General features: G+C 36.2%; 16 protein-coding genes. 11 read left to right on the top strand and 5 right to left on the bottom strand.

Going from position 1 to position 14,615, the window contains the following annotated elements:
- Window positions 1-57 precede the first annotated feature (57 nt).
- Window positions 58-519, top strand: coding sequence for a hypothetical protein (locus F1847_RS02170; RefSeq protein WP_150071470.1), 462 nt, complete (start codon window positions 58-60; stop codon window positions 517-519).
- A gap of 62 nt (window positions 520-581) precedes the next feature.
- On the opposite strand, the gene F1847_RS02175 is transcribed toward F1847_RS02170, so the two are convergent.
- Together F1847_RS02175 and F1847_RS02180 are read right to left on the bottom strand one after the other, a co-directional pair.
- The gene (locus tag F1847_RS02175; protein WP_150071471.1) at window positions 582-1,073 is read right to left on the bottom strand and encodes a rhodanese-like domain-containing protein; all 492 of its coding nucleotides are present in this window, start codon (window positions 1,071-1,073) and stop codon (window positions 582-584) included.
- 76 nt (window positions 1,074-1,149) lie between these two features.
- Window positions 1,150-2,178: a mechanosensitive ion channel family protein gene (locus tag F1847_RS02180; protein ID WP_150071472.1), complete on the bottom strand. Its 1,029-nt coding sequence runs from the start codon at window positions 2,176-2,178 to the stop codon at window positions 1,150-1,152.
- A gap of 292 nt (window positions 2,179-2,470) precedes the next feature.
- Here F1847_RS02180 and F1847_RS02185 point away from each other — a divergent pair, with 292 nt between their 5' ends.
- From F1847_RS02185 to rlmB, 6 genes are all read left to right on the top strand, one after another.
- Window positions 2,471-4,324 carry an ASKHA domain-containing protein gene (locus F1847_RS02185; RefSeq protein ID WP_150071473.1) on the top strand — a complete coding sequence of 618 codons (1,854 nt, stop codon included), beginning with the start codon at window positions 2,471-2,473 and terminating at the stop codon, window positions 4,322-4,324.
- A 14-nt stretch (window positions 4,325-4,338) separates the two neighbouring features.
- Window positions 4,339-4,980 (top strand): phosphatidylserine decarboxylase, encoded by a 642-nt coding sequence (locus F1847_RS02190; protein ID WP_150071474.1) that lies wholly within the window; start codon window positions 4,339-4,341, stop codon window positions 4,978-4,980.
- A gap of 1 nt (window position 4,981) precedes the next feature.
- On the top strand, window positions 4,982-5,719 hold the full coding sequence (gene pssA / locus F1847_RS02195; RefSeq protein WP_150071475.1) for a CDP-diacylglycerol--serine O-phosphatidyltransferase: 738 nt from the start codon (window positions 4,982-4,984) through the stop codon (window positions 5,717-5,719).
- A 79-nt stretch (window positions 5,720-5,798) separates the two neighbouring features.
- A complete protein-coding gene (locus tag F1847_RS02200; protein WP_150071476.1) occupies window positions 5,799-6,083 on the top strand; it encodes a DUF370 domain-containing protein in 285 nt (94 codons plus the stop codon).
- On the top strand, window positions 6,067-6,693 hold the full coding sequence (gmk, locus tag F1847_RS02205) for a guanylate kinase (RefSeq protein ID WP_150071477.1): 627 nt from the start codon (window positions 6,067-6,069) through the stop codon (window positions 6,691-6,693). Before F1847_RS02200 ends, gmk begins: the two co-directional genes overlap by 17 nt.
- The gene (rlmB, locus tag F1847_RS02210; RefSeq protein ID WP_150071478.1) at window positions 6,690-7,427 is read left to right on the top strand and encodes a 23S rRNA (guanosine(2251)-2'-O)-methyltransferase RlmB; all 738 of its coding nucleotides are present in this window, start codon (window positions 6,690-6,692) and stop codon (window positions 7,425-7,427) included. Before gmk ends, rlmB begins: the two co-directional genes overlap by 4 nt.
- Before the next feature lie 31 nt (window positions 7,428-7,458).
- Here rlmB and F1847_RS02215 read toward each other — a convergent pair whose 3' ends face one another.
- From F1847_RS02215 to F1847_RS02225, 3 genes are read right to left on the bottom strand one after another with little or no spacing between them, the layout of a single operon-like run.
- Entirely contained in the window at window positions 7,459-7,920 is a 462-nt protein-coding gene (locus F1847_RS02215) for a hypothetical protein (RefSeq protein WP_150071479.1), read from the bottom strand.
- Window positions 7,878-8,525 (bottom strand): histidinol phosphate phosphatase domain-containing protein, encoded by a 648-nt coding sequence (locus F1847_RS02220; RefSeq protein WP_150071480.1) that lies wholly within the window; start codon window positions 8,523-8,525, stop codon window positions 7,878-7,880. The genes F1847_RS02215 and F1847_RS02220 overlap by 43 nt, the downstream gene beginning before the upstream one ends.
- 11 nt (window positions 8,526-8,536) lie before the next feature.
- A complete protein-coding gene (locus F1847_RS02225; RefSeq protein ID WP_150071481.1) occupies window positions 8,537-9,052 on the bottom strand; it encodes a bifunctional nuclease family protein in 516 nt (171 codons plus the stop codon).
- A 982-nt stretch (window positions 9,053-10,034) separates the two neighbouring features.
- Here F1847_RS02225 and F1847_RS02230 point away from each other — a divergent pair.
- The 4 genes from F1847_RS02230 (at window position 10,035) to F1847_RS02245 (ending at window position 14,598) form a co-directional block, all read left to right on the top strand.
- The gene (locus F1847_RS02230; RefSeq protein WP_150071482.1) at window positions 10,035-10,397 is read left to right on the top strand and encodes a gamma-glutamylcyclotransferase; all 363 of its coding nucleotides are present in this window, start codon (window positions 10,035-10,037) and stop codon (window positions 10,395-10,397) included.
- A gap of 271 nt (window positions 10,398-10,668) precedes the next feature.
- On the top strand, window positions 10,669-11,562 hold the full coding sequence (locus F1847_RS02235; protein WP_150071483.1) for an AAA family ATPase: 894 nt from the start codon (window positions 10,669-10,671) through the stop codon (window positions 11,560-11,562).
- Entirely contained in the window at window positions 11,562-13,400 is a 1,839-nt protein-coding gene (locus F1847_RS02240; protein WP_150071484.1) for a hypothetical protein, read from the top strand. Before F1847_RS02235 ends, F1847_RS02240 begins: the two co-directional genes overlap by 1 nt.
- Before the next feature lie 184 nt (window positions 13,401-13,584).
- A complete protein-coding gene (locus tag F1847_RS02245) occupies window positions 13,585-14,598 on the top strand; it encodes a sigma-54-dependent Fis family transcriptional regulator (protein ID WP_206202415.1) in 1,014 nt (337 codons plus the stop codon).
- Window positions 14,599-14,615 lie beyond the last annotated feature (17 nt).

Genomic DNA, 14,615 nt, shown 5'->3' on the forward strand with positions numbered 1-14,615 from the left:
ATTTTATATTATATTTTCCTAAAAACAAGTTTCTTTTTTTACAAAGAGGTCTAAAAAATGCAAGGAAGATTTCCTAAAAAAGTAACCGAAGAAGAAAAGAAAGAAATTTTAACCTATCTTGAAGAAAGGTTTGGATTATTACCAGAGCTTTTTGAGGACTATGAAATACTGAAAGGGGTTTCTAACTTTTGGCTTTTTCCTAAAACTTCATATCTAAATTTTTTAACCTCTCTTGAGGTTCAAACCGTTGGGCTTCTTTTTTTAAGAAAGGTTTCTTCGTATCTTAAACCTACGTCTGCTTTCTTACAACGTTTTGGCGATCTTGCTACTAAGAACGTAGTTACCCTTTCTTCTGAAATCATAGAAAAGCTAAAAGAAAGAAAAAAGGTAGAAATAGACTTAGATTTATCTCCAGGATATGTAATCCTTAGAGACGAAAAATGGGTTTTAGGTTGTGGACTTTATCTACCAGGTAAACTTTTTGCGTATTTAGAAGAAAAGGTTTTAAGAAACTTGTAAATTTCTCTAATAAAAAGTCTTTGGAAGGGGGAGGATTAACCCCCCTTTAAGATATTAAAAGATTATTTTTGAACAGCCTTTTTGATTCCTTTAGCAAAACCTTCTGGTTCTCCGGTCTCTATAGGCTGTTTAGCCTCTTTCCATCCGTCAAAACCACCTTTTAAGTTGTATACATTTTTATATCCTAATTTTTTTAGGTCACAAGCAGCTACTACCCCTCTTCCTCCGGTTTTGCAATAAACTAAATAAACTTTTTCTTTGTCAGGAAGCCATTCATAGGCTTTAAAGTCTAAAAGTCCTCTTGGAGCCCAGATAGCACCAGGAATGTGTCCTGCTTTGTATTCTGTATATTCTCTTACATCAAGAAGAATCGCACCGTTAGCTATAAGCTTTTTAGCACCCTCTACGTCTACCTCCTGTACTCCACAAACAGTTTTTGCTTCTTTTACCCTTTCATCGCTTAAAGGAGTGCCTGTAAAACCTGTGCTTACTGTTAAAAAGGTAAAAACCAAAAGACTTAAAACCCAACTTAAAATACTTTTCCCTACTTTCATACCTCTACCTCCTTTTTTAGAGTTTAAGTTGATTAATTAATCTTAATAGATAATATTAATCTACTTTATAAAAAAATCAAGAGACATTTTTAAGATAAACCGTCCTGATGGGAAAGGGAATTTCTATTCCTTCTTCACGATATCTTTGATGTAGCCTTTTTATAAATTCGTGAATAATAAGATGCCTATCAATATAAGTTCTAACCCTTAAGACCACATTAAAGTTAATACTTGAGTCTCCAAAGGAGTAATAACGGATAAATGGTTCAAACTCAGGAATACCTCCTTGGATTTCTTTGAGCACTTCTTTGGCTACTTCAATCGTTACTTGTTCTACTTTTTTTAAATCGCTACCATAACTTACACCAACAGGTATTAAAATGTTCAATTCAGGTTGAGGCAAGGTATAGTTGGTAATAACCGAAGAGGAGATTTTTGAGTTAGGCACGATGATAAGGTTGTTTGTAGGATGACGAAGAAGAGTGTTTCTCCAAGTTATGTCTTCTACAAAGCCTTCTAAATTACCGTCTAACATAATGTAGTCTCCGGGTTTAATTTGTCTTGCCATCAACAGGTGAAGACCAGAAAAGAAATTTTCAAGGGTGTCTTTCAACGCTAAACCTACTGCAAGACCTGCTATACCCAAGGAGGTAATAAAAGGGGTAACGTTTATTTTAAGGATGTCTAAAACTAAGATAAGTCCGATAAAAAATATTATAATTTTAATCAATAATTCTATGATAGAAACACTGGGTATTACTCCTATTTTCTGGATTATATGCTGAGTAAAAAGGTTTATTAAAAGTTGAGAAAAAACCCATACTAAGGAAAGGATGAAAGATATGGCTATTAGTTTATTAAAAAGGGAGGTTAATCTTGGCAAAGGATTTAAAAATTCATTTATAAGATAAAAACCTAAGATTAAACACCATAGAAAAAAGGCCCAGGAGAGGAGGTTTATAGTTTTTTCTTTTAGGTTTATACCAAAAAATTTCTCTAATAATTTAAATTTTTTTTGGGTTAACCACTTGATTAAAAAAGAAAACCCTAAGGAAAGGCCTATCAAAAGAAAAGTTTTAAGATAGGTCGGAAAAGTTTCCCACATAATACTTATTATTTATAAAAAGAAATTAATTAAAAGTCAAGAACTCAAATATTACTTTGTTATCTGCAAGGAAATAAACGGCATTTCTTGATCTTGTAAGAGGTTTCTGTCTATTGTTCAAACAAAAAGGGATTTCCTCTAAGCCGTCAGGGAGAAATTTTTTAAGATAATAAGATGATTATTTTTAAAATTAATCTGTATTCAAGTGTATCCAGTGTAGTTTGAAGGTTTAACAATTTTTTAAGTTTGGTATAATAAAGTTTTAATCTCAGGTTTTTTTAAGGTTTGAGGTATGGTGAAGGTAAAGTTTTTACCCTTTGAGGAAGAGTATGAGGTTTTTGAAGGTGAAACACTTTTTGATGTAGCTTTAAGAGCAGGAATACATATTAATGCTTCTTGTGGGGGGGCAGGGGGCTGTAATCGTTGTAAGGTGCGCTTAATAGCAGGAAAAGTTGAAGGAGAGATTATAGAAGGTTTATATTATAAGGCTTGTCAGACCTATCCTTTAACCGATGTGGTGGTAGAGGTTCCTTTGACGGCTATTTTAGATAAAACCGCCCTTTATCGTCAGGTAAAAAAAAGGGCTAAGTCATTAGAAATCTCTGAGGTTAAATCTATATTATCCCCGCTAAGAGAAGTCTTTTTAAGACTTAAAGAACCAACCATAGAAGAAAACACTTCAGACTTTACCAGGTTAAAGGATGGACTGGCTAAACAGGGTATATCTGAGCCAGAGGTTCCTTTAGAAGTGTTAAGAAAGGTTCCTTATGTACTTCGTCAAAAAAAGTTTACCGCCACGGCTTATGTATACCAAGATCCAGGAACGTCAAAAAATTATCTGGTAGACCTAACCGCAGAACCTTTAGAACCTTTTTTAGGGGTTGCAGTAGACGTTGGGACTACCACCCTTCAGGTAGAGGTTATCGACTTAAGAAAAGGAGAAACCTTGGGGTTTGCTTCAGATTATAACCCCCAGATTAAGTATGGTGATGATGTAATCACCAGGATAGAATTTTGTAAAAAACAGGAGGGGTTAGAGGTTTTATCTAAGGTTTTAAAAGAGAAAATAGTTCTTTTGATAAAAGAGGCTTTAGGTACAAGAGGACGTTTGGAAGATATAAAGCTTATTTCCTTAGCAGGCAATACAGTTATGACCCATCTTTTCCTTGAGCTTGAACCAAGATATTTAAGAGAATATCCCTATGTACCAGTAGCTACTGAGTTTCCTGTTTTTAGGGGTGAAGACTTAGGGTTTAAAGGGTTCAATCCGGTTGTGCAGTTAATTCCTTGTAAAGCGAGCTATGTAGGAGGAGACATAGTGGCAGGGGTGGTGGCTTCTAAGATGTGCGAAGAGGCACCGATTACCCTTTTTATAGACCTTGGGACCAACGGAGAGGTGGTGGTAGGTAATCAGGATTTTTTAGTTTGTGCTGCTTGTTCTGCTGGTCCGGCTTTTGAAGGAGGAGGCATAAAACATGGCATGAGGGCAACCTTAGGCGCGATAGAAATGGTAAATATCGACCCCTATACTTATGAACCTATGGTAGTTACCATCGGTAGGGTAAAACCTGTAGGGATTTGCGGTTCAGGCATCCTTTCTCTATTAGCTTCGCTTTTTAGGGTAGGACTTATAGATAAATCAGGCAAAATAAAAAAAGACCTTTCTAACCCCAGGATAAGAGAAGGATCTGAAGGCTGGGAATATGTAATAGTTTTTAAGGAAGAGGCTCAAACAGAAGAAGACATAGTTTTTACCGAAGCTGATATAGAGAATGTGATAAGGGCTAAAGGGGCTATTTTTGCAGGATGCCAGATTTTGGTCGAATCAGTAGGGTTATCCTTAAAAGATATAGAGCGTGTTTATTTAGCAGGCACTTTTGGAAACTATCTTGATGTAGAAGACGCTATCTATATAGGGCTTTTGCCTGATTTAGAAAGGGACCGGTTTTTCTTTTTAGGCAATACTAGTTTAGCAGGGGCAAGATTAGCCCTTTTTTCTCAAGAAAGGTTTGCTAAAATGAGAGAAGTGGCTAATACTATGACCCATTTTGAGCTTTCAAACCATCCTGGTTATATGGACGCTTATGTAGCAGCCTTGTTTTTACCTCATACAGATGAAACCTTATTTCCTACTATTAAAAAATAAAAAGGAGTAAAAGCATGATACACAAAGATGGGTTCCCTTGGGTTTTTTATCCATTGCTGTTTGCTGGAACAAACCTTTTGTTTAAGAAAAGGAAAGCAGCTATCATAGGTTTAGGGATCAGTTTGGCTAACGCCTTCTTTTTTAGAAATCCTAAAAGAGAACCTGTGTTAGACCCTGAGCTTATCATTTCTCCTGCAGACGGAAAGGTGGTTACTTGTGAAATAGAGGAGAATCCTTCTTGGTTTCCGACCCCGCTTTGGAGGATAGGGATTTTTATGAGGTTATGGGATGTTCATATCAACCGAGCACCCACTACCGGAAAAATTTTACGTATGCAATACATAAAAGGAGAAAAACTTCCAGTTTTTAAGGAAGATGCTTTTGAAAAAAATGAAAAGCAGCTTTATTTGATAGAAAGGGAAGATGGTACTCCTTTTTGGATGGTACAAATAGCCGGCATGGTAGCCAGAAGGATAAAAAGTTTTGTGCTGCCAGGAGACGATGTGGTGGCAGGAGACCCTATTGGGATTATAAAGTTTAGTTCAAGGGTTGAACTTTTCTTTCCGGTTGAAAGGGCTGAGATTTACGTAAAAGAAGGTCATAGGGTTTTTGCCGGAGAAACGGTTTTAGGACGGGTTCTTTTAAATAAAGGTTAAGATGATAGCACTTGTACCTAATATTTTTACTACTTTTAACCTTTTGTTTGGATTCTATTCTATCATATCCTCGATAAACGGAGATTTTACTAAAGCCGGCTGGGCTATATTTTTGGCGATAATTTTTGATGTGTTTGATGGTCGGATTGCCCGATATTTTAACCAAACCACTAAGTTTGGGCTTGAATATGATTCTTTAAGCGACCTTATTTCTTTTGGGGTAGCCCCTGCTATTCTTATATATCAGTTTGTGCTTGCTGAGTTTGGTAAGATAGGTTGGTTGACTTGTTTTTTATACACTACTTGTGTAGCTTTAAGGCTTGCAAGATATAATGTGAAAACACATTCAGGCCTTGGTTATTTTGAAGGCTTACCTTCTCCTGCAGGGGCTGCTATCTTAGCTTCTTCTGTGCTTTTTATCCAAGCTTATCATCCAAGTTTTGAGGTTCCTAAATGGGCTATTATCACTGCTGTAAGCGTCATATCTTATCTTTTAGTATCCCCTATACAGTATCCTAGTTTTAAAGACATAAAGATAAAAAAGGCTCAAAGTTTTTATCTTTTGCTTCTTTTTGTGGGTGGGCTTACTATAGCGGCTTCTAACCCTTCATACTCTCTTTTTATTTTGGTTATAATCTACACCCTTTTGGGTCCTGTTTTATTTTTAAGGTACAAAGGGGCTAAAGTGGTAAAAAAAATACGTAAAAGAAAGGATTTTGGAGAAAAATTGACAAAATAAAAAAATGTTTTACAATAATCAAAAATAAACTTGTTTTTTTTCTTTTAAAAGGAGTTAGTACTCTTTTAAGGAGGTTTTTATGGGATGTAGTTGTAAACTTTTAAACATAGGTTTTGGTAATTATGTGGTAGCAGATCGAATTATCGCTATCGTAAACCCTAATTCAGCTCCGATGAAGAGATTAAAAGAGGAGGCTAAAGAAACAAGAAGACTTATTGACGCTACCCAAGGTCGTAAAACCCGTTCTATCATTATCACTGACAGCAATCACATCATCCTTTCTGCTATACAGGCTGAAACTGTAGCCCAAAGATTGATGACTGACAGTTTAGACCGGTTAGACAGAGATGAAGAAGAAGAATAATAAAGGTTTAATCATCGTTGTTACCGGTCCTTCTGGAGCTGGTAAAAGTACGATTCTTAAAGATTTACCAGAAGATGAGTTCTATTTTTCTGTTTCTCATACCACCAGAGCACCTCGTCCTGGAGAAGAAGAGGGAAAACATTATTATTTTGTGAGTCGTTCTACTTTTTTAGAGATGATAGAAAGGGATGAATTTTTAGAATGGGTTGAAGTTTTTGGAACGTTTTACGGGACGGCTAAAACAGAAATAGAAAAGGCTTTTTCTCAGAACAAACATTTGGTTTTGGACATAGAGGTAGTAGGTGCTACCAGACTTAAGTCCTATTTTGGTTCAGATGCGGTTTTTATCTTTATCGCTCCTCCTGACCTTCAGTCTCTAAAAAATCGTATCATTCAAAGAGGTACAGAAAACGAGAATGAGGTGCAAAATCGTTTAAGAAGGGCTAAAGAAGAGCTTAGGTTTGCTTCTTGGTTTGACTATGTAATAGTTAATGAAGACTTGGAAAAAAGTAAAGAGCTTTTTTTCTCCATCATTAGAGCAGAATTAAGCAGACCTTATAGAAACCTTGAGTGGAAGAACTTTTTATCTTCTTTTAATCTTAATCTATGAACTTTTTAATCTACGGTATAAATCCTGTTTTAGAAGCTCTTAAAAGTAATCCTAAGTCTATCGAGAAGATATGGCTTGAAAAAAAAAGTCTTTCAGGGAAAAAACATCAAATTTTAGAAAAGGCCAAAAAATTGGGTATACCGGTTAAAGTTTCGGAAAACCCTCCGCCCAAAGTACCACCTCATATAAGCACCCAAGGGGTAGTGGCTTATCTTTTAACGTTTGGCTATGCAGATTTAGAAGATATAGTAGCTAATTGGGAAAAAAGGAAAGAGGTCCCATTGGTGGTGTTATTAGATGAGGTAGAAGATCCACACAACGTAGGGGCTATCATCAGGAGTGCTGATGCAGCCGGAGCTCACGGTGTGGTTATCCCTAAGGTTAGAGGATGTGAAGTGACCGAAACGGTGGTTAAGGTTTCTTCAGGGGCGGTTTTTAATCTTCCAATAACTAAGGTAACCAACCTTAAACATGCCATTAAGTTTTTTAAAGAAAAGGGGTTGTGGGTTTTAGGGCTTACCCATAAAGCCGACCAGTCTATCTATCGACTTGATCTTAAAATACCTTTGGTATTGATAGTAGGTAACGAAGGTAGAGGTATAAGGCCTGGGATTTTAGAACAGTGTGATTTTTTAGCCAAAATCCCTATGAAAGGCAAGGTAGAAAGCCTTAATGTTTCTGTAGCTACAGCCATAGCCCTTTTTGAAACTTTAAGACAAAGAAGTATGGTCTAAAACAGACTTAAAGCCTGTTTATTAAGCCCCTTCAACCACCTTTTAGGTATAGGTTTAAAATTTTAGTTTCTATTTCTGGATTAAACGGTTTGGCTGGGCTAGGAGAGTAGGTTTTTATCTCGGTATAATGGGGTATGATTTCTGTTTTTCCTTTATATGTTTTATAAACATAAAAATCTATCAAGATAAACTCAGTAAGGTTGGTTATTATACCAAAATAGGGCAAAGGATTGGTTAAAAGTCTTGCTAAGCTTAAAAAACCTCTCTCAAAGCAGGACAAAAAAGTTTGAGGCTTATAATCTACCCAGAAATATGTTTGGTCTTTTTCCTGTATGATCAAAGGTAAAATTAATTCGTGGTTTATACCTGATAAGGAAAAAGAAAGTTTGAAGTTAAAGATAAACAAACTTTCCGGATAGCCTAAGGTTTTAAAGATTGAAACAAGATTTTCTAAGACCCGGTCTTGAGGAACTTTTTCTGGGCTATTTCCCATATTTTTTCTACTTCTTGGGGAGTTAAGCCAGCACCCAACCCTACTTTAAAAGCCATCTCCTTAGACATAAAATCTGAAGGGCTATGTCCGTCTGAGTTTATTATCAAGTTAGCTTCATAAGCCTTAGCCAGGTTAACCACATGTCCGTTGGTAAGACAATGACCTTTTCTTCCAGAGATCTCTAAGAATACCCCTTTTTTAGCAGCAAGTTTTACCTCTTCAGGTTTAATAAGACCAGGATGTGCAAGAATGTCTGCCTCTCCGAGAATAGCAGCAAGGTTGGTTCCTTCAGCAACCGGTTCTACTATTGTTTCTCCATGGACTACTACGATTTCAGCCCCAGCTTTTCTACATTCTTTGATGAGAGGAGGAATAAGGTCCGGGGGAACATGGGTTATTTCTACCCCTAAGATAAATTCTGGGGTAAAGCCTTGTAAGGCTTTTTTAAACTTAGAAAGATTTTGGATAATATGTTCAAAGTTTGAGTGGTCTACATGGTCGGTAATGGCTATAGCTTGATAACCTAAGGCTTGGACTCTCCTCCAAAGCTCTGCTGGTATAAGCTCTCCATCGCTAAAAACCGAATGGCAATGAAAATCAAACATCGATAAATTCCTTACATTTTGTATTTAAAAAGTTTTGGGTCTAACGTTTCAAGCATTTCTTTAAGTTTTTCTTTTTCTTCTTCGGTAGTTACTACCATTTCTCCTTGTTTCTCAGCTACAGGGGTATCAGAATAAAGCTGACTCTTTTTCAGCACTTCTTCTTCTACAAAAATCTCAGCGTTGAGCCTTAAGGCTAAGGCTATGGCATCGCTTGGGCGAGAATCTATTTCCAAGGTTTTATCACCAGTAGCTACAGTAATCACCGCATAATAAGTGTTATCTCTAAGGTCTACTATTTCTACCTTGGGAATGGTTATGCCTAAACTTTCAAAGATGTTTTTCATCAGATCATGGGTTAAAGGTCTTGGAAATTGTATGTTTTCAAGTTTGGCTGCGATAGAAGTAGCCTCTAACACTCCAATCCATATAGGAAGTATTCTATCCCCTTCTACTTCTTTTAACAACATTACCGGGCTGTTAGACATGGGATCCATAGCTATCCCATGTAACACCATTCTTATTTTCATAAGAACCAACCCCCTTTAGGCTTCTTTTTTAAAAAGTTTAATTATATGTTAAGGCTTAATCGTTAAAAAGTCAAGCAAAATTGAGGGTTTATGTGGTTACTATTTTAAAACGTCGTTTTATTAAAATGACCTCCTATAAAACCATTAAGGAGGTCAGCTTCATGGGAAAAGCTACATCAGGCAAACTCACCTTTAAATAGGCTTCCTTAGCCCTCGGCTTAACCTATAGACATACCCTCAGGCTCAAAGAAAGACTTAAAAACCTCGGTCTCATTGGAATTCAAAGAACAAAACCCAAAAACCTCTTAACCTTAAAATCACACCAGAACTAAGAAATACCATCATCTCCCTAAGACAAAAATACTACTTTGACTTCAATGTGCTTCACTTTAGAGACAAACTCATTAAGGACCATAATATTACTCTTAGCTACGAAACCCTAAGGAAGCTTCTGATAGAAGAAGGACTACATGAACCAAGAAGAAAAAGGAAGGTATATCGGAGACTAAAAAGGATGCCCAAAGTGGAGATGCTTGTTCAGATGGATTTTTTGCTTCAGCTAATTCACCACAAGCCAAAGGCAGGATAGAAAGGCTTTTCGGTTTTCTGCAAGATAGATTGATTAAGGAGCTAAGGCTTAAGAAGATAAAGGATTATGAGAGTGCGAACAAGTTTTTGGAGGAAGAGTTTTGGCCTTGGTATAATAACAGATACATGCTTCAGACAGAGAGTGTTTATAGGGAATTACCAGAGGGGTTAAATCTTGAGTTGGTATTTAGTGTGAAACAGATTAGGGAGGAAACGATATTATTAAGGCTGACTATTCTGAAAAGCTTTTATTTTTAGAAAGATTGAAGAAAAAGTTAGGATCTTTAAAAAATTATCCGGATAGGTAATTTTTATATGAAAAATGAAATCAAAAAAATAGTTAAACATGTTACAATCTGTTAAAATAAAGAACTTTTAATCAGAGGTTAAAGTTATGCCTAAGGTTTTTGTTTATGGCACTTTAAGAAAAGGAGAGAGTAGAAGTTTTCTTTTAACAGATTGCAAATTTCTCGGTTATGCCAAGGCTAAAGGCTTTCTTCTTTATAATGTTAGTTCCTTTCCAGGGATGGTTCCAGGTGAGGGAGAGGTCATAGGAGAGGTCTACGAAATCCCAGAAAGTTTACTGGAAAAGCTGGATAAGGTTGAAGATGTGCCTAATCTTTTTAGAAGAGAACTTATAGAGGTTGTGCTCGAAGATGGAATAGGTATTTTGGCTTATGTTTATCTTTATAATAAAAAGGTAGATAACAAGCTTCTTATACCTTCGGGTGATTGGAAAGATGTTAGTAAATTTTAGCGAGCTAAAGAGATTGCCTTGCGTTTTAATAGTTTATCTAAGCTTACATATGGTTTTTGAGTAAAATATTTAAAATGATCTAAAAACACCGAAATAGGTTTATCTTAAAAATAGATAGGTTTTTCTGATAAGGTTAGTTTTTTAGCTTATTAAGTATTAGGAAACTATTTAACTCTTTAGGAAATCGATAGGAAACTACCAAATTGATTTAGTTGCTTTGAGGGTTAGCTGTGGTACAATTTTAAAAAATTATGTAAGGTAGGTAAGGTTTATGGAAACAGTCGTAATAGACGGGGTTACCCTTTATCTTAGTCATCCTGATGAACTTGACATTCCGGTTTATGAAAGAAAAGAGATTTTAAACCAGATACTTGCTTGTTGGCTTACGGTAGATGAAAAGGACCTTCCTCTTACTCCCAGGTTGATAGGTAAACCAGGGGTAGGGAAGACCACCCTTGCCTACTTAGCTGCCAAAAAACTTAATAAAGAGGTTTATATTTTTCAGGCTACGGTAGACACCAGACCCGAAGACTTGATAATTACTCCGGTTATTTCAGAGGATAAAAAGATAAGGTATATAGCAAGCCCTATCGTTTCTGCGATGATTAAAGGAGGAGTAGCTATCATCGATGAGGCAAACAGAATGAGCGAAAAATCTTGGGCATCCTTAGCCCCTTTACTTGATAGCAGAAGATATGTAGAGTCTGTGATTGCAGGTATAAAGATAAAGGCCCATAAAGACTTTAGACTTTGTGTTACGATGAATGAGGATGCCTCTACCTTTGAACTTCCTGAATACATCCAATCAAGGCTTCAACCCCAGATTTTTATAGATTTTCCCGAGGCAGAAGAAGAAAAACACATTCTTAAAACTAACCTTCCTTGGCTTGAAGACACAACGATTAACTACCTTGTGGACTTTCTTCAGATAACCCATCAGTATGGAGAACCGTATAGTGTTAGAGACGGAGTGAATATAGGAAGGTATGTAGCTAAAAAACTGGCTTTTTTAACCCAAACCTCTCCCTCTACCCAGATAGCGGTTTTAGAGGTGTTAAAAGAGGCTATTGGTCTTATTTTAGGGCCTCAGGCCTTGGTTTATTTTAAAGAGTTTATCGAAAAAGGTAAAAAGTTTAAAAAACCTGTGCTTTTTACCATAGACTGATGTTAAAGCTTAACCTAAATAAAGAGGGGTCTTCCCTTTTTTTATTACCTTTTTTACCAGAAAATCTTGAGATTACTCAGGCAATATCCAAAGAGCTTATCCGTTTAAACCCTGATGGGATTGCTTTGGTCCTTCCTCCTTTTTTAAAGGAAGATTGGGTTTCTGCAGTAAAAGCCCTACCTACCATTACAGTTTTAGAAATACATTATAAGGACGAAACGGTAGAGTATCTCATAGTTTCTCCTTTATGTCCTTTGGTTGAGGCTACACGTTATGCCTTACGGTTTAAAAAAGACCTATATTTTGTAGACCTTCCTTGTAAAGAAGAAGAAATTTTTGAAGTAAAAGGTCTTGTTTCTTCCTGTTTTTTGCCTGCAATGGGATATCAAGCTTATACAGAAACCTTTCTTTCTGGACTGATTAATAGAGGGTTAAGCTTTGAGGTTAAGCCTAAGCATCGTTACATAGCAAACAAATTACTTCATTATTCAAAAAAAGGGCTGGTTGCTGTGGTATTGCCTTATCATTTTGTTCCTGGCGTTTTAAAGGCCTTAGAACATCCTGATAATCTATATTTTTTTCCTGAAAAGCAGGCAGTAGAGATAAACCTTTATTCCTTGCATCCCCAGAGCATAAGGGAGGTTCTTGCTGAACCAGGATTTTTTCAACAGACTTACGAAGAAAAACGAGAAGAAATTTTTGCAAAACCTGATTTTTGGTTAAATAGAGTTTCCCTTTGGGAAGATGTCTTAACCAAGGCTATAGCTAAGTTTAAAGATGAAACCGGCACAGTGCTTTCTCCTAAAGATTTAAAGGTGTTAGGGCAATTTTTAAAGAATTATCTTTTGGTAAGAGGAAACTATTTTCCTGAACTTTTTGATTTAGTGGTAGCAGCAAGGGGGGTAGGAGGAGATGAACTTGCCTTTTGGGTTTGGGAGATAGCTACTGCTTATGAATTAAAAAGGGAAGAAATAGCCTATCCAGAAATCAAGCTCTCTCCAGAGGAGTTAAATCTGTCTGTAAAAAAGCTTAGGTTATTTAGAAAGGTAAAAAGTTTAAGGGCAGGATTAAAGTTTTTACAAAAGTTTGCTTCTCGCGAGGAAAGGAAAAAGTTTGCCCAACGATTTTCAGGTAAAACTATCTGTTCTTTCCCTCCTGAAGACATAGTGGTTGAAACCTTTGGGAAAAAAGCCTCAGAAAAGGGGATAAAGGTAATTACCGAGAACTTAAGAAAAATAGAACCCTTTATTTCTTCTCTGAAAGATGGACTGGATATAAGAGAGACTATTAGAAACTGGTTCTTTAAAGAGATGATTTATATCAGAGAAGAACCTAAAACTAATGCCAAGATAGGGTCTTTAGTTATCATATTTGAAGAAGACCCAGACCCTATTACCGGAGAAGAAAAATATCCTTGGAATTTTACTTGGCACGGAGAGCATCATCAGGAATCAGACATGGCTTTTTATGCTACCGACCCTAAAGAAAAGGTAATCGGTCCAGGTATAGCCAGGGCTAAATATGGAGGGTTTATGTTGACCTACCCTCCTAAAAGGGTATATGATATCTGGACAGACCCTCTTTTTTCGTTGGCTGAAAACAAACCAGAAAGGTTGCTTTTAGCTGCTATAGACTACAGCCTTGAAAAATATGTGCTGTATATAGCCAAAAAACCTCCTACTTCTTTTGCCAAAAACTGGGCGTTTAGACAGGGTAAAAAGGTGATTTTTCTTCCGATCGGGTCTTTCTCAAAGAATTTGTTAGAAAAAGTAAGAACCTTTCATGTGCTTGAAGGGGCTCATGTAAGAGAATATGCCCATAAATTCATAGATAAATAGTTTTATAAAAAACTAAATTTTTAAAACAAGCTACCGGCTTCATGACAAAGGATTGGTAGTTTAACAAAGCACATCTTAAGTTTATAAACTTAAAAATTTTCCTAATAAAAAAATCTTGAAAAAAATTTTTTTAAATTTTTCAAAAATTTGACGTTTCTGTCAAAAATATGATATAATAACTTTCATGAGCTACTTAATAGAAAGCAAAAATCCGGTGATGAAAGAAGTCTATCGATTAGCTAAGAAGGTAGCTCCTTCAAGTAGCACGGTTCTTATTTTAGGTGAGTCAGGTACCGGAAAGGAAGTCTTGGCTAAATACATACATTTTAACAGTAAACGTCAAGGACCTTTTGTGGCTATTAATTGTGCAGCCATACCAGAAGAACTGCTTGAAGCAGAGCTTTTTGGGTATGAAAAAGGAGCTTTTACCGGTGCAATCAAGACCAAACCAGGTAAGTTTGAAATAGCTAATAAAGGTACCCTTTTCCTTGATGAAATAGGGGATTTAAGCGCCAAACTTCAAGCCAAACTTCTTAGAGTCCTTCAAGAAAGACAGGTAGAAAGATTAGGGGGAGAACATTCTATTAAAGTAGATGTAAGGATTATTGCTGCTACCAATAAAGATTTAGAAAAAGAGGTAAAAGCCGGTAGGTTTAGAGAAGACTTGTTTTATAGACTAAACGTTATTCCTATAAAACTCCCTCCACTTAGAGAGAGAAAGGAAGACATTCCCCTTTTGGTTAATTTTTTTCTCCAAAAAGTTTGTGAAAGAGAAGGGGTCCAGGTTAAAAGGTTGTCTGAGGAGACTTTACAAAGACTTTTAGCCTATCATTGGCCAGGTAATGTAAGAGAACTTGAAAATTTAGTAGAAAGACTGGTGGTATTGGTTGATAAAGAGGTTATAGAGCCTGAAGACCTTTCTTATCCTTTTGGTACTTCCTTTACTTCTGAAGAAGATAAGCTGCTTAAAGAGACTCTATCTCTATATACCACCATTTCTTCCAACCAAAATGGGATAACCCTGCCTGAACTTACTGAGAGAGGGGTTGATTTAAACAACCTTATAAAAGAAATAGAGCTTTTTTACCTGAAAAAAGCTTTAGAGAAGACCTCAGGGGTTAAAACCAAGGCTGCTAAGCTTCTTAATCTTAACCGTACTACCTTTATAGAAAAGCTAAAAAAATACAATCTGGCATAAAATTTGTTTAATTTTTA

This window comes from Thermodesulfobacterium sp. TA1, from assembly GCF_008630935.1.
In the GTDB taxonomy this organism is placed as follows: Bacteria; Desulfobacterota; Thermodesulfobacteria; order Thermodesulfobacteriales; family Thermodesulfobacteriaceae; genus Thermodesulfobacterium.